The 24,091-nt window shown below is 37.0% G+C and carries 19 protein-coding genes; 12 read left to right on the forward strand and 7 right to left on the reverse strand.

What is annotated here, in order from left to right:
- Positions 1-200 precede the first annotated feature (200 nt).
- A complete protein-coding gene (ccsA, locus tag FNN09_RS01710; RefSeq protein ID WP_143299736.1) occupies positions 201-3,296 on the forward strand; it encodes a cytochrome c biogenesis protein CcsA in 3,096 nt (1,031 codons plus the stop codon).
- 136 nt (positions 3,297-3,432) lie between these two features.
- The gene (gene tpx / locus FNN09_RS01715; protein WP_143299737.1) at positions 3,433-3,930 is read left to right on the forward strand and encodes a thiol peroxidase; all 498 of its coding nucleotides are present in this window, start codon (positions 3,433-3,435) and stop codon (positions 3,928-3,930) included.
- 124 nt (positions 3,931-4,054) lie between these two features.
- Here the strand turns inward: tpx and FNN09_RS01720 are convergent, their stop codons facing one another.
- The 3 genes from FNN09_RS01720 to FNN09_RS21055 form a co-directional block, all read right to left on the reverse strand.
- Positions 4,055-4,618, reverse strand: coding sequence for a lipopolysaccharide assembly protein LapB (locus FNN09_RS01720; protein ID WP_143299738.1), 564 nt, complete (start codon positions 4,616-4,618; stop codon positions 4,055-4,057).
- Positions 4,587-5,339 carry a lipopolysaccharide assembly protein LapB gene (locus tag FNN09_RS01725; RefSeq protein ID WP_143299739.1) on the reverse strand — a complete coding sequence of 251 codons (753 nt, stop codon included), beginning with the start codon at positions 5,337-5,339 and terminating at the stop codon, positions 4,587-4,589. The genes FNN09_RS01720 and FNN09_RS01725 overlap by 32 nt, the downstream gene beginning before the upstream one ends.
- Before the next feature lie 176 nt (positions 5,340-5,515).
- Entirely contained in the window at positions 5,516-5,680 is a 165-nt protein-coding gene (locus tag FNN09_RS21055) for a hypothetical protein (RefSeq protein ID WP_185968812.1), read from the reverse strand.
- 164 nt (positions 5,681-5,844) lie between these two features.
- On the opposite strand from FNN09_RS21055, the gene FNN09_RS01730 reads away from it, so the two are divergent.
- Positions 5,845-6,831 (forward strand): AraC family transcriptional regulator, encoded by a 987-nt coding sequence (locus FNN09_RS01730; protein ID WP_143299740.1) that lies wholly within the window; start codon positions 5,845-5,847, stop codon positions 6,829-6,831.
- Positions 6,832-7,816: 985 nt separating this feature from the next.
- Here the strand turns inward: FNN09_RS01730 and FNN09_RS01735 are convergent.
- Both FNN09_RS01735 and FNN09_RS01740 read right to left on the reverse strand, forming a co-directional pair.
- Positions 7,817-9,139 (reverse strand): deoxyguanosinetriphosphate triphosphohydrolase, encoded by a 1,323-nt coding sequence (locus FNN09_RS01735; RefSeq protein WP_143299741.1) that lies wholly within the window; start codon positions 9,137-9,139, stop codon positions 7,817-7,819.
- Position 9,140: 1 nt separating this feature from the next.
- Positions 9,141-9,866, reverse strand: a complete 726-nt coding sequence (locus FNN09_RS01740; RefSeq protein ID WP_221932396.1) for a M48 family metallopeptidase — start codon at positions 9,864-9,866, stop codon at positions 9,141-9,143.
- 1,787 nt (positions 9,867-11,653) lie between these two features.
- Here FNN09_RS01740 and FNN09_RS01745 point away from each other — a divergent pair.
- The 5 genes from FNN09_RS01745 (at position 11,654) to FNN09_RS01765 (ending at position 15,964) form a co-directional block, all read left to right on the forward strand.
- On the forward strand, positions 11,654-12,202 hold the full coding sequence (locus FNN09_RS01745) for a hypothetical protein (RefSeq protein WP_143299742.1): 549 nt from the start codon (positions 11,654-11,656) through the stop codon (positions 12,200-12,202).
- 331 nt (positions 12,203-12,533) lie between these two features.
- Complete coding sequence (locus FNN09_RS01750; protein ID WP_143299743.1) at positions 12,534-13,073, forward strand: TetR/AcrR family transcriptional regulator; 540 nt, start codon at positions 12,534-12,536, stop codon at positions 13,071-13,073.
- Positions 13,073-13,510 carry a GNAT family N-acetyltransferase gene (locus tag FNN09_RS01755; RefSeq protein ID WP_143299744.1) on the forward strand — a complete coding sequence of 146 codons (438 nt, stop codon included), beginning with the start codon at positions 13,073-13,075 and terminating at the stop codon, positions 13,508-13,510. The genes FNN09_RS01750 and FNN09_RS01755 overlap by 1 nt, the downstream gene beginning before the upstream one ends.
- A complete protein-coding gene (locus FNN09_RS01760; protein WP_143299745.1) occupies positions 13,507-14,301 on the forward strand; it encodes a GNAT family N-acetyltransferase in 795 nt (264 codons plus the stop codon). The genes FNN09_RS01755 and FNN09_RS01760 overlap by 4 nt, the downstream gene beginning before the upstream one ends.
- A gap of 244 nt (positions 14,302-14,545) precedes the next feature.
- Positions 14,546-15,964 (forward strand): P-loop NTPase fold protein, encoded by a 1,419-nt coding sequence (locus FNN09_RS01765; protein WP_143299746.1) that lies wholly within the window; start codon positions 14,546-14,548, stop codon positions 15,962-15,964.
- Between the two features lie 273 nt (positions 15,965-16,237).
- Here the strand turns inward: FNN09_RS01765 and FNN09_RS01770 are convergent, their stop codons facing one another.
- A complete protein-coding gene (locus FNN09_RS01770; protein ID WP_185968813.1) occupies positions 16,238-17,368 on the reverse strand; it encodes a methyl-accepting chemotaxis protein in 1,131 nt (376 codons plus the stop codon).
- A gap of 177 nt (positions 17,369-17,545) precedes the next feature.
- Positions 17,546-19,198, reverse strand: a complete 1,653-nt coding sequence (locus tag FNN09_RS01775; protein WP_143299748.1) for an AMP-binding protein — start codon at positions 19,196-19,198, stop codon at positions 17,546-17,548.
- A 265-nt stretch (positions 19,199-19,463) separates the two neighbouring features.
- Here FNN09_RS01775 and FNN09_RS01780 point away from each other — a divergent pair, with 265 nt between their 5' ends.
- The 4 genes from FNN09_RS01780 to FNN09_RS01795 all read left to right on the forward strand — a co-directional run bounded on the left by FNN09_RS01780 (position 19,464) and on the right by FNN09_RS01795 (position 23,919).
- Positions 19,464-20,609, forward strand: a complete 1,146-nt coding sequence (locus FNN09_RS01780) for a thioredoxin family protein (RefSeq protein WP_143299749.1) — start codon at positions 19,464-19,466, stop codon at positions 20,607-20,609.
- 70 nt (positions 20,610-20,679) lie between these two features.
- Positions 20,680-21,843 (forward strand): TlpA disulfide reductase family protein, encoded by a 1,164-nt coding sequence (locus FNN09_RS01785; protein ID WP_143299750.1) that lies wholly within the window; start codon positions 20,680-20,682, stop codon positions 21,841-21,843.
- 201 nt (positions 21,844-22,044) lie between these two features.
- Positions 22,045-22,797 carry a UDP-2,3-diacylglucosamine diphosphatase gene (locus FNN09_RS01790; protein ID WP_143299751.1) on the forward strand — a complete coding sequence of 251 codons (753 nt, stop codon included), beginning with the start codon at positions 22,045-22,047 and terminating at the stop codon, positions 22,795-22,797.
- 33 nt (positions 22,798-22,830) lie between these two features.
- Entirely contained in the window at positions 22,831-23,919 is a 1,089-nt protein-coding gene (locus FNN09_RS01795) for a 3-oxoacyl-ACP synthase III family protein (RefSeq protein ID WP_143299752.1), read from the forward strand.
- The last annotated feature ends 172 nt before the right edge of the window (positions 23,920-24,091 follow it).

The raw sequence follows: 24,091 nt of genomic DNA on the forward strand, positions 1-24,091 counted from the left end.
TAATGATGAATTTGACAGCGAAGCGAACCCGGTAAATGGGTAATTCAAGTACTTTTTTCTTAATGCAAAAAATATAGAATTAATTAAAGATTTCTTGGTCTTATTTGCTATTTTGAGCTCGCTTTCTCGGGAGGTATATATGTTTGCCTGCTTTGGTAGCACTATTATAAAAATGTTTAGTAAATCCAATTGATTAAAATATGAAGAAGTTATTTGAATTTTTAACTGCCTATTGGCTGATGGGTAGTTTGTTATTGTTCCTGGCAGCAGTACTTGGTGTTGCTACTTTTATTGAAAATGATTTTGGTACTAATGCTTCTAAAGCATTGGTTTATAATGCATGGTGGTTCGAACTGGTGTTTGTTATTTTGGCCATTAATATGTTAGGTAATTTAATCAAGTTTAAAAGCTTTAGTTTAAAAAAGTTACCAGGTCTAGTTTTTCACTTATCGTTTTTACTCATTATTGTAGGAGCAGCTGTAACGCGCTACATTGGCTACGAAGGAGTAATGCACATTAGAGAGGGCGAAGAGTCGAGCGATATATTATCCAGCGAGCAATTTGTAAATGTAAAGGTGAGCGATGGTGCCTATTCTGATACGGATGAAGAGCACGTTTTGTATTCTGTTGTGAGTCCCAATGAGTATTCGGGTAGTTTTTCAACGCCTAAAGGGAAACTCAAACTACGCAGTACTATTTATATTCCTCAGGCTATGTCACGATCAGTTGAAAAGCCAGGGGGCAAGCAAGTGATCAATTTGGTTCTGTCTGCGGCATCTGGCCGACAGGAATTTTCTTTGTTTGAAGGCGACGAAGTGAAGGTGGGAGAGCATCGTGTTGCGTTTAATCCAACGCAGGAAAATGGTCAAACAATTGTGTTAAGTGTAAAAGATGGAATGCCTTACTATAAGCCATCGGTTGAGGCCAGTATGATGCAAATGCAAACAGGCACCAGTCAGACTTTTGCTGCCGATTCGCTTCATAAATTATTTAATGGTGTATTATATAGTATTGCCGATTTACGCATGGTGTTAAGTTCTTATGTTGAAAGTGCCGTTATTGAGCCGGTGTCGGTCGAAGGAGATCAAGGACGTGGCTTGCCTGATGCGATTAAGTTTGTGGCTGAGTTGGGTGATAAGCGCAAGGATTTCTTTGTGTTTGGAAAAAAGGATGTGTTAGGACAGGTTTATACCGAAGAAATTGATGGTGTTCAATTTGAGGTGAGCTATGGAACTAAAAAAATTCATATACCCTTTGCTTTACATTTGAATAAGTTTGAGTTAGAGCGTTACCCGGGGAGTGAAAGTCCGAGTTCATTCGCTAGTGAAGTAACACTAAAGGATGAACGTACTGGCTTGGTGGAAAATCGTCGTATTTTTATGAATAACATTTTGAATTACCATGGATATCGCTTTTTTCAGTCATCATATGATATGGACGAAAAGGGAACCGTGTTATCTGTTAACCGCGACTGGTGGGGAACAATGTTGACCTATGCAGGTTACTTGCTGTTAACCTTGGGTATGTTTGGCGCTTTAATAGCTCCTAATACCCGTTTCCGACAGTTGATAAAACGTACTTCAGAAATTTACAAACAGAAGCAGACCTTAACGGTTTTACTGTTTGCTTTGATGAGTACGCCTTTAATGGCCATCGAAATTAATCCACCACATGCGATAAGCGATGAGTCAGCTGAAGCTTTTGGCCAATTGTGGGTGCAGGATAATGGAGGGCGCATGAAGCCTTTAAATACCTTGAATAGCGAAGTGCTTCGAAAATTGGCTAAGCACCATACCTTTAAAGGATGGTCGGCTGATAAGGTGGTATTAAGTATGATGGTTGATCCCGCCTATTGGCAAACTGTGCCCATGATAACAGTGAAGCACGATGACCTGAAGGGACAACTTCAGATTAGTGGTAAAAAGGCTGCTTTTAAAGATTTCTTTACTCCCAAGGGGCAGTATAAAATTCGCGAGTTAGTTGAAGATTCGTACCGTAAGCGACCTGCCTATAGAAATAAACTGGAGCAAGAAGCTGTTAAGGTTGATGAGCAGATTAATGTGTTTTACATGTCGCAAATGGGAAGCCTGCTGCGTATTTTCCCTCAACCAACAGATCAGCAAGCATCTTGGTTAGCGCCAGGTAGTAAATCGGAAGGTTTCTCGCATGAAGATAGCTTGTTGGTACGTAACTTATTTGGCATGTACATCAATGCCCTTTCATCGGGCAATGTGATTGAAGGAAACCAATACATGACTGCCATTGCCAACTATCAGAGCAAATATGGAAGTGAAATATTACCATCTGAAGTTAGAAAGGATATAGAGATTTTTTATAATAACAGCTCATTGTTTATGAGCCTGATGCCTTACTTTTTGGTACTGGGTTTAATCTTGTTGTTCTTCCAATTAATAACGCTTGTAAAACCGCAATTGCAATTTAAGTGGTTGATAAAAGGAGGCTTGTTATTGGTTGTGGTGGCTTTCGCCCTTTATACGCTTGGTTTAGCCATTCGTTGGTATATCTCCGGCCATGCGCCATGGAGTAATGGCTATGAATCGATGCTGTACATTGGTTGGAGTACTTTGTTGGCCGGGTTGTTATTTAGTAAACAAAGCCCAATAGCCTTATCTGTCACATCGTTTTTCACAGGTATTATTTTAATGGTGGCTCACCTTAGTTGGATGAACCCTGAAATTACGAATCTGGTGCCAGTATTAAAATCCTATTGGTTAACTATTCATGTAGCCATTATTGTAGCGAGTTACGGATTTTTAGCGTTGGGAGCTTTGTTAGGATTTCTGAATTTGATATTATTCGGCATCAAGTCAACCAAAACCAATAAAGCATTTTCTTTAACCATTGAAGAGTTATCGTCTATTAGTGAGATGACAATGACGGTAGGGCTTTATCTGTTAACGATAGGTGCCTTTTTAGGAGGTGTTTGGGCCAATGAGTCATGGGGACGTTATTGGGGTTGGGATCCAAAAGAAACCTGGTCGGCTGTAACTATTTTAATATATGCCTTTATGTTACACATGCGATTTATTCCGGGGATGAAAGGTTTAACAACTTTCAACTTTTGGTCAGTCATTGGTTTTAGTTCAGTAATAATGACCTACCTGGGGGTAAACTACTATTTAGCCGGGATGCACTCTTATGCCAAAGGTGATCCGGTACCAATACCATCGTTTGTTTATTATACCATTGTGGTGGTAGCTGTTGTTTCCTTTTTTGCCTATTACAACGAGAGTAAAGTGCAAAAAGCCCTTTTGGAAGAAGAAAAGAAAGAATAAATTTTAAAGAGATAAGTGATACATTATCACAGGAATGGCTGAAGGTTATTAATACTTTCAGCCATTTTTTTTGATTATGGGCAAACAAAAGACTTCAATGCGTTGTTTAGGAATCATAACAAAACTATAGAACAAAATGGCAAAAATAACATTCAAAGGTTCGGCTGTTAATACAGCAGGTGACCTACCAAGAGTAGGAGCTGAGGCTCCGGAATTTTCATTAGTAAAAACTGATTTAAGCGAAGTTTCTTTAGGTGATTTTAAAGGAAAGAATGTCGTATTAAATATTTTCCCAAGTGTTGATACAGGTGTTTGTGCCGCTTCGGTACGTCGTTTTAATAGCGAAGCATCTAAGCAAGATAATACAGTAGTGTTGTGCGTATCGCGCGATTTACCATTTGCTCACGCTCGTTTTTGTGGTGCTGAGGGTTTAGATGATGTGGTTTCTTTATCAGAATATAAAGATGAAGTTTTCAGTCAAAACTATGGCGTTAAAATGACAGATGGACCTTTAGCAGGTTTATTATCACGCGCTGTTGTTGTTATTGATGGTAATGGTAAAGTTTCGCATAGCGAGCAGGTAGATGATATTGTCAACGAACCAGATTACGAAGCTGCTTTAAAAGCCTTATAATATAATTAGTTGTTTAGTTTTATTCTCAAAAAGCTGGCTTGTTCATACAAGTCAGCTTTTATTTTTTATAAAAACGGATGACATCAATATTTTCAGGATGTTAATATTGATGTCATCCGTGTTATTAGATACCGTTTCTAAAAAAGTCCTCTTCGGTTAGTGCTGTCAGTCGTTTGGAGGCAACTGTTTTAAGTTGAATCGCATAGCGATCATTCCCTTTTTTGGGATTTAAATCTTCTGGTAGAGAGCTAATAAACAGTTCATACATCTCTTTGGCATTTTTCAAATCTTTCAGTTGATAATCGTATATAACTGCCTGACGATACAGGTATTGTGCTTTATTATCATATTTAAAAGCTTCGTGATAATAATTAATAGCCATTTGGTAATGACCTGTATCAAAGTGTATCAAGGCTAGTTTTACGTTGGTTTTTTCCATTAGAGCAGGCGATGGTTTAATTAAGGATTGAGCGAGGTACAAATAATAACATCCCTCCATGGGTTGATTCGATTGCCCTAATGAAGCTCCTAAAAAGAAAGCGACTTCAGGATCTGTATCTTTAATTTTAAAGGCTGCTTTTAGGTATACTGTTGCCTTATCAAAGTTCTCTAGGCGGTAAAGCGTAATGCCCAAATGCTTTTTGGTCATAAACGAACTATCGCCTTGTGCTTCTAAGCGCTGGAACATCACTTTTGCATTGTGGTTCGAACCGTTCCTGTAATTTGCCAAACCCGCAAGAAGCAAGAAGCAAGAAGTTTTTGTTAAGCTCTAACTTTTCGATGTAAATCATGCACAACTCATGGCACTCGACATACATTTTTTGGCGATAATAAATATTGGCTAAACGTTGCGCTATTTTTTGGTTGTCGCGGTGTTGCTCCAATATCTTCTTATAGCTATCCATTGCAGCATCAAATAACTTTTCCTTTTCATATGTTTCGGCCAGCAGTGTATTGATGCTTAGGTTAGTTGAATCATGTTCAGTATATGTTTCAAGTAGTTTAATGTTGGCATCAAAATTTTTATAAACGCTGTTAATCTCTGCATACCGTAAAAGGTTGGCAATATTTTGGGGTTCTTCTTTATAGCGCTGTACACAGATGGGAAGAGCATCATTATATCGGCCACAAGATAAATAGCTTCTGCTCAATAAATCTAATTGTTGTGTGCTTAAGTTAGTCGAATCTTTTAGTAAGCAATTGATGGCTTTTTGTGGATATCCATTCTGTTGATAGGCGATGGCTAAATAGTAGTTGTTGCTTGGGCTGAGAGTGGATTCCTGAGCTGATAGTTGTTCGATAAGCGCTGAGTAGCGACCTTCGGCCAACAGCAATTGATACTGGTTTTGGGCATTGCTACTCAATGTTATTAATAGCAAAAGGAAGGTAAGATAAAAGCTTGTTTTCATAGGTTTAGATTTTTGATTAGTCAAATATAACTAAAAAGTTAGTTGAATAACGAGTGTTAAGTAGAAAAGTTAGCGAATACAAAAAAAGGCCACTAGCCAAGTGGGCTAGCAACCTTTTAGTATATACGGAGTCACGAATATCGACTCAAAGTAATATTAAAGAATAATGTATTAAATTATACAGGCTCTTTAACTGGTTCCATAGGATGAACTGGTCCTGGGTATTCAGGTAAGTGCTCTGGATTTTGTGGTTCAACATATTTATCATCACTACTGCAAGATGTTAGACTTAAACCGACAATAAAAATGCCTAATGCGAAAATTGATTTAAACGTTTTCATGACTCAAAAAATTAATGAATACTTAGTTAATTACTACAATACAAATATGCAGTGTTGGAATGCATGATTTGAATCCTAAAAGTTCAAGCTGTATCCCATTTAGCTCAATGTTTGATTTGTGTTCGAAGTTCTTGTAATTTAATAGCCGCTTAATAAATACCAATATGCCAGATAAAACGATTGTTAAAACCAAAGAGGGGCCTGCCATTAATTATTACCAAGCCTTACAAAAGCTTTTTGGTGGTTCTGTCAATAATGGAGAATATCAGGTTAAGAATGCCCTTGTTGATATTCATATGTCCGCATATCAGTACGAACAAGATATAGAGTTGCTAATTGCTTCAGGTACCTGTTCCAATGCAATGGAAATTGATCGGGAACCCGACGATGATCCCAACTACATCCATATAAACATTATTAAAGAGGGGCAATTAACACAGTTTTATTCCAATCAAAAGCAGCTTGATGAAGCAGATACCTCCAAAGGTGTGTTTGTATACAATGGCTTGTTCCCTTTAAAAGCAGAAATACCTGCCCGTATCAATTATAAGTCGGTTGCTTTTAAATTTAATAAGCGAGCATTGGAAAAATTAATACCCGAAGCAGTTTACATCTTCGATGAGTTATTTGGTGACCAGCAGCCAATAGCTTACCACATGCAGGCATCGAAAGAGATTGAGCGGCTAACCGACGATATTTTCTATTTTAGAGACGTGGAATTTGGCGGACAAATGATGGTGATGGCACGTGGCTTTGAAGTATTTTCATCCTTGTTTTTGAGTGCTAAAAATCACTTCGAAAATAATAACCTCCATGGGCTTCATGTAGATGATTATGAGCGTTTACTCAAGATAAAAGAAAAGTTGTTGTCGAGCTTTGATCAACGTATTTCACTTGATGATATAGCACAAGAGTTTGGCATTAGCGTATCAAAGCTCAAGCGCGACTTTAAAGCCCTCTTCGATTGTTCCTTATATCAGTTTTATACGCATGCTAAAATGGATGAGGCCTACCGTTTACTCAAAACAGGTAACTATTCGGTAATGGATGTTGGTTATGATTTGGGCTACCAAAACCTTTCTAAGTTTTCCATGATGTTTAAAAAAGTCAAAGGCATCTCGCCCAAAGATATTATTCCAATAAAGGTTTAATCCGCATTATGTATTAGAATGTCGTTATGAACATTGAAAGTGCAATAAAACAAGGTTTTATCGAAACGAGACATAGCACCGTTCTGGTGAGTTGAGATGAAACAACGGAGTGACTTGTTTTGAAGCAATTTCAATGTGTAATAGATTTTCTAATGCATATTGCGGGTTTAAGGCTCTAAAGAAACTAGTTTCACTTTAATTCATCAGCGCTTTCTCAAAAAGTGGAATGCAAGCAAAAGTTGAAAATCCTGAAAGGATGAACCCAAAATAGCCTTGTGCAAAGTGCAACCGCGCGATCTTCTCCTGAATAATCGAGATCGGCTTCACGATTTTACCAAGGCTTTTTTTAAAACGAAACCAATTCTAAAAGAGGCCATACTGCATAACGCTAAAAAAAAACTAAATATTGAACTCCCCCAATCGAAACAGAGTTTCGAACTATTGAAAGTAAGTGATAAGAGTGGATATTGCAGCATGGCGGCCTTGACGAAGGAAAGGGGAAGCCTGTAGCAATAAATCCATCTCTGGTGCGTAGCAATCACTTCTTTCAATAAAGTTTTTTGCTCCTCGTTTTTTCTAAAAAAATGAGGAATCTGCCTGATAAGGCAAATGTCCAACGTTCTATCATTACTCTTTCATTGATTAACACGACAGCGTTGAAAACAAAAAAAATGTAAAATACTACCGCAGAGTTAAAGGAGAACAGAGAGTTTATTCTCATACGAACCACTTCCCCACTTGCAACAACGATCCATCCAAAAGCAAAATCATGAAAGGATTATACCCGAATAGCCTTGTACGTAGTGCAAGGTATATCATGTGACCTATGGTATCAAGCGCAAAGTGCTTGAACGTGAAATGTTAATCGAATCCTTTTTAATACCGATTACTATTCAAAATGCGCTTTCCGTTCGCTTCACTCCTAAAAGCACTATGAATATGTATCGGCATTATAACAGCGCATTTTATTTTTTAGGTGGTATAACTACTGCAAGCCAATGCCACTTATTTTTTTGTATAAATCCAGTGCATACACATCCGTCATGCCCGAAATAAAATCTAAAACAGATTGTATTTTATCTATTAAAGGGGTGTCGCTGTCGCTGGCAAATTGCTCTGGAATAAACGGAAGCAGCATTTTCGAATAGAAGTCATCAGGATTGGTTACAGCTTTAATAAATTCTTCTAACAATGTGCCTAGTATGCGGTAACCAGCAATTTCAATTTCCACCACCGATGGGTGTTTATAAATGCGTTTGAAAGCTGTTTGTTTGCAGGTTTCCATGGCTTCCAGCTCATGCCCGCTTAAATGATCTATTAAACCTTTGCTAAATTGCCCATTAAGAATAGCCTCGTGGTTGTTCCAGAAAATATCGGTGCAGTGATTAACCAGCTTACCAATAACTTTGGCTCGCAAAAAGGCCATGCGCTCATTTTTGTCGCTTACCTCCTTAAAAACCGATTCAATCTTCTCAAACTCTTTGGCTTCTTTTTCTTTATCAAAAAAGGCAGTTAACAAGTCCAGTGTTTCTTCGTAGGATAATATCTTGAGCTTGTGAGCATCTTCAATATCCATTACCTGATAACAAATATCATCGGCAGCTTCAACTAAATATACGAGCGGATGGCGTGCGTATGTGCCAGTTTCAGCATCGAGCAACTTAAGTCCTAAATTAGTGGCTATGTGTTCAAAGGTTTCTTTCTCCGATTGGAAGTATCCAAATTTCTTTTTGCCTATTCCCGATTCGTAGGGGTACTTGAGAATAGACGCAATGGTGGTGTAGGTCATGGCAAAACCACCTTTTCTTCGCCCTTTAAAAGCATGGGTTAGCATGCGCAAAGCGTTGGCGTTGCCTTCAAAGCGGGTAATGTCGGTCCATTGCGATGGTGTTAATTGACTTTTAAACTGCTGGCCGTCGCCATTCGAAAAATAATGACCAATGGCCTCTTCGCCCGAGTGGCCAAAGGGTGGATTGCCCAAATCGTGCGCCAAACAAGCGGCAGCAACCACCGAGCCTATTTCACTTACCAAATCAGCATCGCCAAAACCTCCTTCAATCAATTTGTTTGAAATATTATTGGCCAGAGAGCGTCCAACACTCGCCACTTCAAGGCTATGGGTAAGGCGGTTGTGTACAAATACACTGCCTGGCAAGGGAAAAACCTGCGTTTTATCCTGTAAGCGTCTGAATGGAGATGAAAATATCAAACGATCATAATCGCGCTGAAACTGGGTGCGATCATGTTTAATCTCTTTTATGTTTTCTTGTCCGGTACGTATCGTTGATAGTAATTGATTCCAATTCATGCTAATAGATTTTTGTTTGATAATCCTTCATCGCCTTATCCAATTGTTTGGCTTGCCCATGACACATTATGTCGAGACGTGCCCAAAAATGCGGACCGTGGTTTTTCTCGTGCACATGGCATAGCTCGTGCAAAAGTACATAATCGATCAGTTGATCAGGCAGGCGCATTAAATGAAGATTTAAATTGATGTTGTTGGTGGCTGAACATGATCCCCAACGCGACTTAAGGTTTTTAATGGTCACATTCTGATAGCGAATGTTGTGTTGCTTGGCTAGCCATGCCAGTCGCCCCGGTAAAAAACGTTTGGCCTCCATGCGTAACGACTCTTCAATACCATAACGGATGGTTTCTTGCACCTCGGGAGCACTTACTGGCACATTAGCAGGGTAAAAAACCTGAAGCAGGCCATCTTTCAATTGCAGCCTTATTTTCGGGTGCGCATGTTTGCTAATTTTTAAAGCAAACGAACGGCTTGCAAAACGTGTGTTTTCATCAAAAACAGTCAGCTTCTGTTCTTTCTCTTCTAGTTTTTGCAAGTTTTTAAGTATCCAATGTCGCTTCTCCTTTAAAAAAATAATACCCTCCTTAATGTCAGCATCCTGTGGTAAAATAAGCGTAATGCCAGCAAAAGGTTTTAAGCGAATGCTAATTCTCCTAGCCTTGCTGCTTAGCTTAACGGTTACTTCTCCTAGCTCCGGTATGTTAATACGCTGTTCGTTCTTCACACTTTTCTATTCTGCCATAAAAGTAGTAAATAATCAGAATTCAGGGATTGCATCTCACGGCAAACCTTTTTAAAACAAAGCTGTAAATCAACCGACCTCACCAACGTAGCTTGGGACCCAATCTCATAAGTGGAGGGTAGAAAAATTTGGCTCGAAGCTGCAAATCTTTAAATTTTTCCCGAAGCGTTGAGTTATTGGGTAAGCGAGTGGTGCAGTCGCGGCCTTTTTTGTTTCCGTTTTTGGGGCTGTTGCCAAAAATGAAAAGCCCTTGCGGCTAGAGCAAAGGTATAAGTCTTAAATGCGCTTGCCCTAGATTGCATCTGCAATTATTCACGAATAGCCTTGTACGTAGTGCAAGGTGTTGGTTGTGTTCCATGTTCAGCAAGCGCGAAGTGCTTGAACTTTAAATTCTATCCTTGGCTTAGATTAGTAAGAATCTTTTGTGCTCAAGCCGCACAGGCTTCTACTTTTGCCTACAGTCGCAAAAGTAGACAAAAAGTCCGCTGACGGCAGCACTCGATGACCTTTCTAATTTTATTCACTGAATTAAAAGAACTCACCCGAAAAAAAAACGGGCTCAAACAGCTTTTAATTCTACCCTCATTTCAATTGAAAGGTGCCCATCTACGTTGCTGAGGTCAGTAAGCTAACAACCCAAAATATGGGTATTTTCAACACTCGAAATAGCTTTCAACCAAATGGCAAAATCCTGAAAGGATGATACCCGAATAGCCTTGTACGTAGTGCAAGGTATTGATTGTGTTCCATGCTCAACAAGCGCGAAGTGCTTGAACTCTACCACTCGAAACAGTGTTTCGAAGTATTGAAAGCTAGTAATAGGTAGGACTATTGTTGAATGACGGCTTCGACGAAGGAGAAGGGAAGTCTGAAACAATAAAGTCGTTACCGTTGCGTAGCAATCACCTCTTTCAATAAAGTTTTTTGCTCCTCGTTTTTTCTAAAAAAATGAGGAACCCGCCTGGTAAGGCAAATGATTACCGTTGCTGCTGGCTTCACCAGTCTTAACTCCTAATTCACCAATAAACTTGTTCATTACTCCCTATTATTAACGTTAAAGGCTATTTGTTATCATTTAATACCAAATGTATTACAAAATGAGCTTTTTGCCATTTTGCTAATTACATTGGTAAATGCCGTTGAATCAATGAAAAGCTTTATTGAAACGCGGTTGAAAATAAAGCTCATTCTATTGACCAAACGGTATAATTCATTCTTTTAGGCGAAACACCATGTTCAAATGCTGTATTCTTCTTTGTTTTATCAGAAGACTGTTGATTAATAACTGCCGACGTCATTTTTTTCGCTCAATCCCACTAAAAAATTGGTGAAGACTGCAAAGAAATGACTCCAGCCCATTCGTGAATGACATAATCTCGCTTAGAAATCAATGAAGACCGCATGCGAACCATTCATGCCCACATAAATTTTGTAAACGACTGGTATTTTGTCATTCCAAAGGGGGATTGTATGATTTCGGGATGGTATTTTGTCATTTTGCAATGGGATTGTTTCAAAAAATGATGGTCAGCCCTTATTTGCATGGCGTTGTTTAGAAGTTAAAACAGATGATGTGTGATGATTTTTGGAAAATATATTATTCGGGAATGGACTAGGAGGAATTATGGGATTTTTCTTTATGATTATGCTTGTGGTAAAATAATAGATTAAATTTTAGTGGAGTATCATTGCTTAAATGTTTTCTATATTTGAGATAACATGTATCGATGTTATAAACAAGGTCTTTTAGGCTACAAAACATATTAATGATGGATTTCTGGATAATTTTTATAGCAATTATTGTATTCTCTCTCATTTTTCAAATCTTGCTTAATTACAGTAAACTAAGAAAAATTAAAAAGTTACATAAACTACACCTAACCGACTTCAATAAATTTATAGAAGAAAGTGAGATAGCACTGTCCTTATTTAAAGAAGCTGGACTTGAGGATGGTAAGGTCATGGTTACTAGGGAGTCCGACTTAGTATTAAGAACGCCAATGATAGATATTCCTCAGTATCATCAGCACAATGTATCTGTGTTTAATAATGTAGCTTGTAATCATGAAGATATAATTCCTGCGGTTAACGGACTCTTTATGAAAACAAAAGGTGTTTTTCGTCATAGACTTAGAGAAGTTTTAAATCCATTAAATTGGGTACTGTTTGTAATCAATTTACCATCGCATGTATTGAAATATATTGGATTTGGAGAGGGTAATATAATAATGAAACTTGTACAGCTAACTTACTGGATTTTTGGTATGGCTAAAATGTTGAATGATCTCGAGTTAATAGACATTAGCTCTATAATATAAAACTATACACATCACGCTCGCGTATAGTAAATTACGTTCATGATTTCTAGGTAGTTGTGTTTGTAATCGAACACTGCTAAATTTTTGGATTACTTTCGAAATGGAAAGTATAAATACAAATATAAGATTTGGCTCGGTAGAGTTTTAGTACGTTTGCTTGTTTAAATTCATCATGGCGCCTTGTCGCGAAACCGCTGTTCTTAATCTCAAAAGACTTCCTCACTCTTCAAAAATTTCTTATTGAAAATAATTCTCTTGCGAATTAAAAAAATGTATTTACATTTGCACCGACTGCACGGGCGGTCAGTTTAATTGAAAGTGATGTATTTTTATGGATAAGAGAGAGCAATTAATAGATATAGCAACAAAACTATTCTCTGAGAGAGGGTACGAAAATACACCTCTGTCGGTGGTATGCGAAAAGGCAAATGTGTCCAAGGGGCTAATTTCTCATCATTTTAAATCTAAAGACGGTTTGCTAAGAGAGATTTTTCTAAAAACAACTCAATTGATTGTTGAAATAAATGCAGTTGACACGAAGAATAAGACTCCTAATGAGCAACTGGTTGACTTATTAGAATCTTTTTTTATTCAATTGGAAGTTGATAAAATGTTCTTTCAATTCAGTTTAAATACGATGTTACAACCACGAACCAGAGAGGTGCTCAAAGATTTAATAAGTGAGAGAGCAACTTTTATTTTAAAATCAGTGACAAGTATTTTCAATAAATTGGATAAAGCAAAAGCAAATGTTCTAAGCTATATGTTTATTGCCGAGCTCGATGGGGTTGCAATAAATTACTTAGCAGGAGACATTGATTTTCCTTTATCAGACATTAAACAACATTTAATTGAAAAGTATAGAAATTAATGGAGATAAGAGAATTAAGTAATGAAGATATAAATGCAGTAGTTGAGCTTTGGTACAATGTATCTGTGCAAGCGCATAGCTTTATCCCAAATGATTATTGGGAAAAGAATAAAGAAGCTATGGCAACACAATACTTGCCGGGCTCAGAATGTTATTTAGCTCTTAATGAAGAAGAAATTGTTGGATTTGTAGCAATGGTTGAAGACTACCTTGCAGCCATATTTGTTCAGACTAATATGCAGGGATCTGGCATCGGAAAAAAGCTTTTAGACTTTATAAAAAGTAAAAGGGAAGCAATCCAACTTAAAGTGTATAAAAATAATTTCAAGAGTATTCAATTTTATAAACAACAGGGATTCAGTGTTCTTTCAGAATCCATTGAGGAAAGTACAAACGAAATTGAATACTATATGGAATGGAAAAAAGTAAGACAATGAATTTTATTAAAACAGATATTACAGAAACAATTAATGACTTAAGGTCGCAGTTATACCTTTCACTAAAAGCTCCCATTGACGCCATGTGGGAACAGCTTTATATAGGTTCATCACAGCATTACCTTATAAAAGACAAAGAAACTTTAGGATATTGTTGCATAAACGAAGAAGGTTGTTTGACTCAAATATTTCTGACTAAAAACCATCTGTCATTGATGGATGAGGTAATTAAAGAGTTAATTTCAAGTGGGTTGATTAAAACAGCAAGCCTGAGTTCAAATGAACCTGTAGCATTTAATGCATGTTTGGTTCATTCAAAATCAGTAAAGGCAAACACCTTTTGTTTTCAGCATTTGAATAAAGAAGTAGAGCTTAATACTAATCTAAATGTCGAGTTGGTAACAACAGATGACATTCCTTTAGTGAAACTATTTCTTAAAGAACAAGTTGGCATGGACGATACATTTGGCTATACCGAAAATCTTGTGGCTAGAAAAGAGATTTTTATGCTTAAGGAAGCTGAAATAATCGTGGCAACAAGTGAATGCAGAATGAGCGATTCTCAACCTAAAATTGCAGATTTGGGAATTATCGTAAATCGAAATTTTCAAGGTAGAGGACTTGCCACACAAATCATGAAAATGCAAGTAAACAGAGTTTTAAAAGCTGGAAGAAAACCAATTTGTTCAACTACCTTAGATAACGTTGCTTCTAGAAAAGCTATAGAGAAATCAGGCTTTTATTGTTCGAATATCATTTTTGATATGAATTTTAAAGATGGTATTTCATAGAATGTACTAAGCACAAGGTTTGTATAAGTAGTGGCAGTTGATGTGCCATAAATTTTGGGGAAATATCATTCGGGAATGGACAAGAGGTGATAATCGTATTTTTTCTTTATGATCAAACTTGTGATAAAATTATCGATTAAAATTTAGTGGAGTATCATTGCTTAAATGTTTTTCTATATTTGAGATAATCTAGGTTGATGATACATTTGAGTTAGCGCCAAGTTAAACAGACATTCTACGAGATATGAAAATCAGACATAACGATATAGAAATTAACAAAACAGAACCATTCTTTAATTGCAAGCTTGGACGAGAGGAATACGCTTTCATATTAACCGATATCGTTAAAAACTTTAGTGACGGATTTGTTCTTGCAATTGACAACAAATGGGGAACAGGAAAAACTACATTTGTAAAGATGTGGGAGCAATACCTAGACAACGAGGGTTTTAAAACGCTATATTTTAATGCTTGGGAAAATGATTTTGAGCAAGATATATTAGTCTCACTGATTTCTGAATTAAAAGAATTAAAAACTTCGAAAAACGAAGAATCATTTAAAAATGTTATCAACAAAGCTGTTCCTCTGGCAAAAAACTTAGCGTTAGGTTTGCTTAAAACCCAAGTCGAAAGGCATGTGGGAAATGATTTCGTAAAAGAATTTATAAATCAAACTTCAAGTAGTGTAGCTGATGGATTTCAAGAACAAATTGAAATTTATACAAATAAGAAAAAAGGAATTTTAGAGTTCAAAGACTCCTTAGGTAAATTTGTTTCCCAGATAACAAATAACAAACCAGTTGTTTTTATAATAGATGAATTAGATAGATGTCGACCAAATTATGCAGTCGAGTTATTGGAGCAGTTAAAACATTTATTTTCTGTTCCTGGGATTGTTTTTGTTTTATCGATTGACAAAGTTCAATTAGGAAATGCAGTTCGAGGTGTTTATGGAAGTGATTTGATAGATTCAAATGAATATTTAAGACGGTTCATTGATATCGAATATTCCATACCTGAACCTGATATACAGGCTTTTACAAATTATTTATATGGATATTATGGATTTGATGAATTCTTCGCAGGGGAAGAGCGGCTTAAATATAGTGATTTACAAAAAGATAGTTCAACATTCATTAAGTTCGCTGCCTCACTGTTTAACTATGAAAGAGTAACATTAAGAGTTCAAGAAAAAATATTTGCTCATGCAAGGTTAGTTTTAACGCAATTTGCTGCTAATAATTATGTAGTGCCAAGTCTATTTATATTACTTATTTACATCAAGTTTAAACACAATTCTATTTATAATAATTTGAAAAATGACAAGTACTCTGTTCAGGAATTAATTATTCAAGTAGAATCAATATTACCTGATAATGTAGATGAAGAAGATTCACATATGTTTTTATATACTTTATCCATGCTAATAAGAAGTTATAATAACTCAAAGGAGTATCCAAATAAGGAAAACTTAACTGTACGTGAAGAAAATAACTCTAAACAAAGACTGACATTTACATCCAAATTTGATATATCAGAGAATAATGAGAAGCTTTTGGGCTTTTTAGATTCATCAAGAGGATACTATTCAAATATGTATAGCTTGGGTATAAAAGACTTGATTAAGAAAATAGATATAACTGAAAAAGTATTAATAAATTAATTAAACCCGTCGTTAGCAATATGTGGTAGTAATAGCTATCTCTGGCTGTATTCTGGTAATAGTAGTTCTAATCAACTCCGTCAATTCTGCCATTTAGATCTTTTAATAATGTGTAGCCTCGCCTGATACGTAACTCCTTTAAATTCCGCTGCTTCTCATAAATTTAATTGTACGCCAATACACCTTAATGAACCATATAATTAATAGCAAACGCTTGATATTCCCAGATTTGATGTGAGCTAAATGAAACTGATTAGTAACTTTTTTTACAACTTACTCCTCTGAATCAAATTTAAAGAAACGTAATTGCTTAATAAGGGCATTGGCTTGCTCCACCATGTGGCCCGAGCTAGCCGACATTTCGTCAGATATGGCCGCGTTGCCTTGTGTGCTTCGGTTTATTTCTTGTAAGGCATTGTTTATCTGAGATGCGCCCATATTTTGTTCGGCGCTCGATGAGGCTATTTCAGCTATTAATTCAGCATTTTGTTTGATAAGAGGAACCGTTATTTCCAACTTGTGTAAAGCATCTTCTGTTACTTCGTTACCATGCTTTGAGTAATCGTCAATTTCTTTGGCTGCCACCTTACTTCGTTCAGCCAGTTTTCGAACTTCACCAGCAACCACCGAAAAGCCACGCCCCTCATCTCCGGCTCTGGAAGCCTCTACGGCTGCATTGAGTGCCAATAGGTTGGTTTGAACGGCTATTTCATCAATCACCTTAATTTTGTCGTTAATTTGCTGCATGGCTTTTAAGGCCTGCTGAGCACTTGCAAAACTATCGTCAACCGACTGACTGGCTGCGCTTGAGTTGTCTTTTGTGGCATTCGCATTCTGATTGTTCGCATCAATATTGGCCGCCATTTCTTCCATCGACGATGAGATTTCTTCAATGCCTGAAGCCTGTTGGCTAGCAACACCCGATATTTTAGTGGATGTTTGATTAAGGCTGCCACCCATATGGTTTAAGCTGTTGGCCGATTTTCCTACCTGGCTTATAACATTGCCAAGTGTGTTCTCCAGGTTGTTAATGGCTGAGTGTATTTCAAAAAGTTCACCTTTTATGGGCGCATTGTAGGCTTCAGTACCAGATGATAAGTGTCCATTCGCCAAGGTTTTAAGTTTTAATGTAATTTTCGAAAGTGGTTTCTTTATCTGTAGGTAAACAATGTATTGTAATAACCCTGTCACCACTATTCCGGCCAGTAAGGCGGCCCAAAACGGATATGCTTCCGGTTTTGTGTAATGGATTCGGCTGTTGAGCACGGTTAAAAATACATTAATCATCCACAGGGCACCAATCCTAAAAAAGATACTACCCTTATACAATAATCGTAAAATAAAATACCCGACTGAACCTGTTGTGATAATGATTACGATCAGCCTGATCACAAATGACTCCATTCCCATAATTTCTCCCTCAATTCTGTATCGTCAGTTAGTTTTGCTTGCAACTTATTTAAGCGGTGCAAATATAATGTGCACGTACAGCTTACGTTATGACTTTTGTTAGGTTTCGGTGTGGTGTAAAAAAAGCTACTTTTAGATTAAGTAGCTTAAAATGTGTTTTTTAGTGTTGTTCTATTTGATGTATTTATAGCGTTTTATACTCTTCTTTGGTGTTTTTTCAAATTCTTCAGGAAAGAGTGTCACTTTTTGAATATTCATATAAGCAGGTAAAAGTTTATTGGCAGCTGTTTTAATGCCTTGCAATTTATCTTCTATCTGTTGTTTTGATAGTTTTTCGGCATCCGTTGCTTCGTAATCGGGATAAATGAGCGCCTCAAGTTTTCCGTCATTATCCCTCACCAGGCATTCTTGTACATATTCCATCGATGTAATTGTGGCTTCAATTTCTTCAGGGTATATGTTTTGTCCCGATGCACCAAGAAGCATGTTTTTACTTCGGCCTTTTATGTAGATGAAGTTTTGCTCATCAATCACTCCCAAATCACCTGTTTTTATCCAACCATCTTCAGTGAATATTTCGGCAGTGGCTTCATCGTTTTTGTAGTAGCCAAGCAATGAGTTATCCCCTTTAACTAAAATTTCGCCTACCTCATTATACGGATCGTTGGAAGCTATTTTAACTTCCATGCGATCGACTAATTGGCCAGCTGAGAATTTTTGTGATTCGGTCCAGGGGGCGTAGCTAATCAAAGGCCCGCATTCTGTCATGCCGTAACCAATGGTAAACGGAAATTCTATTTTACGCAGGAACAATTCAACATCTTTATTTAGTGCAGCTCCTCCAATAATAATCTCGCGAAACTGGCCACCACACACATCAACTAACTTCTTTTTAACTTTGTTGTAAACGATTTTATTTAGTCCTGATATCTTCAAAAGTGTTTTAACCTTCGGTTCTTCCAACTGTGGTTGTACACGTTTCTTAAATATCTTTTCAAGAATTAAAGGTACCGACAAAATGATGTGGGGTTTAACTTTACGAAAAGCCTCTGTAATAATTTGTGGAGATGGCGTACGGGTTAAAAAGGTGATGTGGCATCCCATGGTAAAGGGCCACAGAAATTCGAACAAACATCCATATGCATGTGCTAATGGAAGAAACGAAACCACTCTTTCGCGAGGTTTTAAGATGAGGTGCTCCTGGGCATATTTTATGTTTGACCATATGCTGCGATGGGGCAAAAGTACACCTTTTGAAAAGCCCGATGTACCAGAAGTATAGGATAGTACCATTACTTCTTCACTGCCGATAATTGGAAATTGTAGTTGTTCCGGCTTAAAGCTCTGTCCGTCGCCTTTAAATAGAGGCTGCAAATTGTTAACAGCTTTTGTGAGTTCGCAGCTATGGTTGTCAACAAGTGTCAGGCATTGGTTAATAGAAATTATACCTGCCAGCTTGGTCATTTTTGTTTCATCCAGTTTGTCAAACAATAAATCGGTAGAGAATAAAAGTTTAGCCTCTGAATGATTAACAATGTGGTGAATGTCGTTCGAATTAAAATCTGGCAAAATAGGTACAATAACAGCACCGTAGGAAATAGTACCCAGATAAATAACGGCCCAGCTTGTCATGTTCCGTCCTATTAGAGCCACTTTATCACCTTTATTAATACCAATGGTTTTGTAAAGCTGGTGCAAGCCAACTATGCGCTCACCAATTTGATTGTAATTGAGCGTACCACCCATAAAATCACTAAAAGCATCTAAGTCGCCATATTCGGTAAGCGCTGTTTCTATGTATGATAAATACCCGTTGTTTTCCATAAGGCTGATTTTTAATTCAAATTTTAACAAATAGCTATCTAATTTTTGGTAGCCTGAAAAATTAAATAACCGACTAAAATTATTCAAAATTCCATAATATGCTAATTATACCTGTGGTTTTTAGTGTAATTGTTTGTGTTTAAGTAATAAAAAGATGTGCTCTACTCAAAGTACAATACTTATACCATAAATGTAAATTATAGCAACAAGAATTTTTAGCGGTGTTAATTAGTTCTTTTTCTATTTTTGTATAAACTGCTACAAGATGAAAGTTCTATTAGTTACTATTTTAGCCTGTCTACTGCTTGGATGTTCAAAGCCACAAAAAGTACCCTATCTTCTAATAAAGCCAGATGCGAAGATCGAAGGGCCTGTACAATTGTTTCGCTTAGGGGATGAATATGAATTCTTTGATGAAGCTGTACTTGAAGAGGAAAGCTTTCATTATGCTTTTCGAAAAGATTCTATTCCGGAGAGTGTTTATGAATTACGCATACAAGAAAAAAAGGTAGCCACCTTAATTATTAGTTCAGGCATGCCGTTTAGTATTAGTGGCGATTTTAGTATTGATCGACTTAATTTTGAAGTGAAAGGAAATGATGAAACGAAAGCCCTTTGGAAATGCCATGACTTTGTTGAAGACTTGAATACACAAATTTCGTCTATCGTTAGTAATATACCAGATTCGATGGTAAGCAGAAACTATTGGGCTGTTCGCGATTCGGTATATCGCTTAATAGATAAGCAACTCAGTTCTGCATCACAGCAGGTTGAAAAAATAACAAACAAACACCTCACCACCTTATTGCCTTTGATGACTTTGCAATTAAAAGCAGGTAACCATTGGATTTTTACTCCCGATAAACATGCCGAAAGAATAAATGAATACACTAACCAGTTGAATAAGCAGTATTCGCATTACCAGGCGGTTCAAAAATTACAGCAGCAAGTTGACTCGCTAATGCAGCGTAATTTATTTGAATCTAAGTCAAAAGCGGGTCGTCGATTACCAACATTATTGGTGCCAAACGCCTGGGATCAAGTCATGAATTTGGATAGTTTAATTCAACAACCGAGCCTCGTGGTATTGTGGCAATCTGACGATAAAGCTTCACGACAGCTTACTAAACAACTTATGCGATGGAGCAGGTCGTATCGCCAACAGGGCTTACAGTTGCTGATGATTTCTTTGGATGACAACAAAGAAGAGTGGTTGAGAGCCATTAAAGAAGATCGTTTAGCTGTTTTGCATTTATCCGACTTAAAGGGAATGCAATCGCCTGTATTAAATGATTTAGGACTCAGTCAAGTGCCAAAGTTGTTACTGCTTGACAAAAATAAAATGATTGTCAAAAGAGGGACTGAACTGGAAGAGCTAAGCCAGAGTGTACAACAATTAATTAAAAATTAATCCTATATTTGGGCGTTTAAAAAGCCTCCGGGATAAGGGAACTAACTAGTTTAATCAACTGAAATTATATATGAAACAGGGACTGTTTTTATTATTAATAACTCTATTGGCAGTATCGTGTACAAATAGCGATAAATACATTGTTAATGGACACATTGAAGGTGCTGATGATACCATGATCTATTTGCAACGCATGGATCTTAATCAGACCATTACCATTGATTCCACTAAGATTAAGAATGGAAATTTTGAATTTAAGCAGGAGCGCCTTAGTGAGCCTACTTTCTTAATATTAAAGCTAAGTGATAAAAATTACATCACACTTTTAGCCGATAGTATTGAAACAATTGAGGTACATGCTGATGTAAAGAATTTAGAAACGAGCTATCGACTTAAAAATTCTATCGGATCGGTTTATATTCAAATGTTTAATAAACGCATAAGAATTCTTAATCAGGAGTTGAATACTTTAGTTGCTAAATACCAGGCAACAAGTAAGGATAACAAAGAAGAAAGAACTGCTTTGGAAAAGGAATACATGGATAAATTAGAAGCTCATAAAACTTTTGTTGGCGAGTTTATAATGGAAAACCCACGTTCGTTTGCCGGTTACTACTCTTTGTTTCAAACCCTGGATGATAATACCTCGGTATTAAACGTGTTTGATAAAAAAGATCAGGTATACTTTTCTACTTTGGCAACTAGCTTAAACTTGTATTATCCTGATTCGGAAAGAGCAACACACTTGTATAATTATGTGTTGGGCGCTAAAACTCAACAGCAACGTCAGAAATTTGCTGAAGAATTAATGGCTTCAAAGGGTGCTCAGAGCGGATACATCGATATTGAGGCACCAACCGTTCAAGGTGATACTATAAAGTTATCGTCGCTTGAGGGGAAAACCATTATTGTAAATTTTTGGGCTTCATGGGATGAAAAATCGGTGGCCTCAAATCGTCACTTGAAAAAGATGTATGCCAAATACAATAAGAAAGGACTAGAGGTTTATTCTGTTTCACTGGATAAGAGTAAAGTTCTTTGGGAGAATGCCATTAAGAAAGAGGGATATAGCTGGATTGATGTAAGTGATTTAAGATATACCAGTTCTCAGCCAGCAAGGTTGTACAATATACAGCAAATGCCATCGAATTACATTATAAGCCGTCAAGGTGAAATTATTGGTAAGAACCTATTTGGCAGTCGCTTAAACGAGAAGCTTTCTGAAATATTATAAGTAATAATATACTATCTAAAAGCCGTAGTCATTATTGATTACGGCTTTTTGCTTATTAGTACACTCTTTAAAAGCTGTTAACGTGGAGTATTCGACTAATTTATTTGTTTGTTCAACAACTGATTATGACAAACTATTAAGTTAGGAGATGCCTTATTTTTCTAATATATTTGTCGGCTTATTATAAATAGCAATACCAACTTGGAAACAAGCAAAAAAATATATTTTGCATCTGACGTGCATTTAGGTGCCCCCGGAATTAAAGATCATCGCCGCCATGAGCAACGATTTGTTGCATGGCTCGATTCGATAAAGGATACGGCTTCAGAGCTTTACCTTATGGGTGATATATTCGATTTTTGGTTTGAATACAAGCGTGTTGTGCCACGTGGGTTTACACGATTCTTAGGGAAACTATCAGAATTAAGCGACCGAGGCATACTCATCCACTTTTTTACAGGGAACCACGATATTTGGCTTTTCGATTACTTAGAGTCAGAATGTGGTGTTAAAGTATATCGCGAGCCTGTTGTTAAAACAATTCATGGTAAAAAGTTGTTTTTGGCACATGGCGACGGCTTGGGAAGTTACGATAAGCGTTATAACTTGCTTAAATCTGTTTTTACGAATAAGTTTGCACAGTGGTTATTTGCTCGAATACATCCAAATTGCGGAATAGGTTTGGCTAATTTTTGGTCGGGTAAGAGTAGAGAAAAGAATAACAAGGAATATGGAGATACATACATGGGCGACGATAAAGAGTTCGCTGTATTGTATGCCAAAGAATATTTAAAGGAAGAAAAGGTCGATTACTTTGTTTTTGGTCACCGCCATGTGGCACGTATGGTCTGTGTGGGACCCGAAAGCCAGCTCATGTTTTTAGGTGACTGGATACAACATTTTTCATATGCCATTTTGGATGAAAATATGTTTGAATTAAGGTATTTCGATTAGCACTTATAGTTTGATATTAGAAAAAATAAAACAATGAATTCAAAGGCTGAAATTTATGCAATTGCCACCGGTACAGGTAGCTACATTCCTCCTGTGGTTAAAGCCAATGCCGATTTCATCGGTAATACATTCTATAATGAGGATGGAACTGTTATTGAGACTGAGGGGCAGGAGATTGTTCAGAAATTTGAACAGATAACGGATATTGCTGAAAGACGTTGTGCAGAAAAGAACCATGTTACATCGGACTTAGCCATGTTCGCAGGCAAAGCAGCACTCGAAGATGCTGGCTTTGATAAGGAGAAATTAGATTATATCATCATTGCACATAACCTTGGAGATATGCGTTATGGGACAATTTATCCTGATATTCTTCCAACATTGGCTTCGAGGGTAAAGTACAAGTTGGGCATTAAAAACCCAAAAACAATTGCCTACGATATTACTTTTGGCTGTCCTGGTTGGACACAAGCAATGATACAGGCTAATTACTACATTAAGTCGGGCGATGCTAAAAGTGCCTTGGTAATAGGGGCCGATACTTTGAGTAGAGCCATGGAACCACACGATAGGGATTCGATGATTTTTGCTGATGGAGCAGGAGCTGTATTATTGGAGGCTCGCGAGAGCGAAACACCAATTGGTATTTTAAAGCATGCCGTACAAACAGATACTGAAGAGCATATTGACTTGTTACGTATGGATAATCCGTACAACGAGGAGTTAAAGGGCGAAAACCTATTTTTAAAAATGTATGGTCGTCGTTTATATAACTATGCTTTATCTACTGTACCTCAATTGGCAAAAGAGTGTTTAGATAAGAATAATATGGAGCTGAAAGATGTGAAAAAGGTATTGATTCATCAGGCCAACGCAAAAATGGATGAAGCCATCTTAAAACGTCTTTTCAGGTTGTACGGAGAGCGAAATGTGGATTTGAGCGTAATGCCAATGACCATTAGTGAGTTGGGTAATAGTAGTGTTGCTACCGTTCCAACTTTGTTTGATTTGATTTGTAAAGGAAAATTAAAGGATCACTCTTTGGAAAGCGGTGATAATGTAATGATGACATCTGTTGGTGCAGGTATGAATATCAATGCATTCATGTATAAGATGCCTTAATTGAAACCTCATTCGATATGTAAACAAAAAGGAGGGTGTCCAAAATTACGGCATCCTCTTTTTTTATGTTTTAAAATTGAATCGCGTTTGTTAATATGCTATACCGCTGAGAGGCTGTAGTTGAGCTGGTATTTTGTTTTAAAGCTAGATATGGAGGCTATTATTCGTATTT

The organism is Carboxylicivirga sp. M1479 (assembly GCF_007097485.1).
Taxonomy (GTDB): domain Bacteria; phylum Bacteroidota; class Bacteroidia; order Bacteroidales; family Marinilabiliaceae; genus Carboxylicivirga.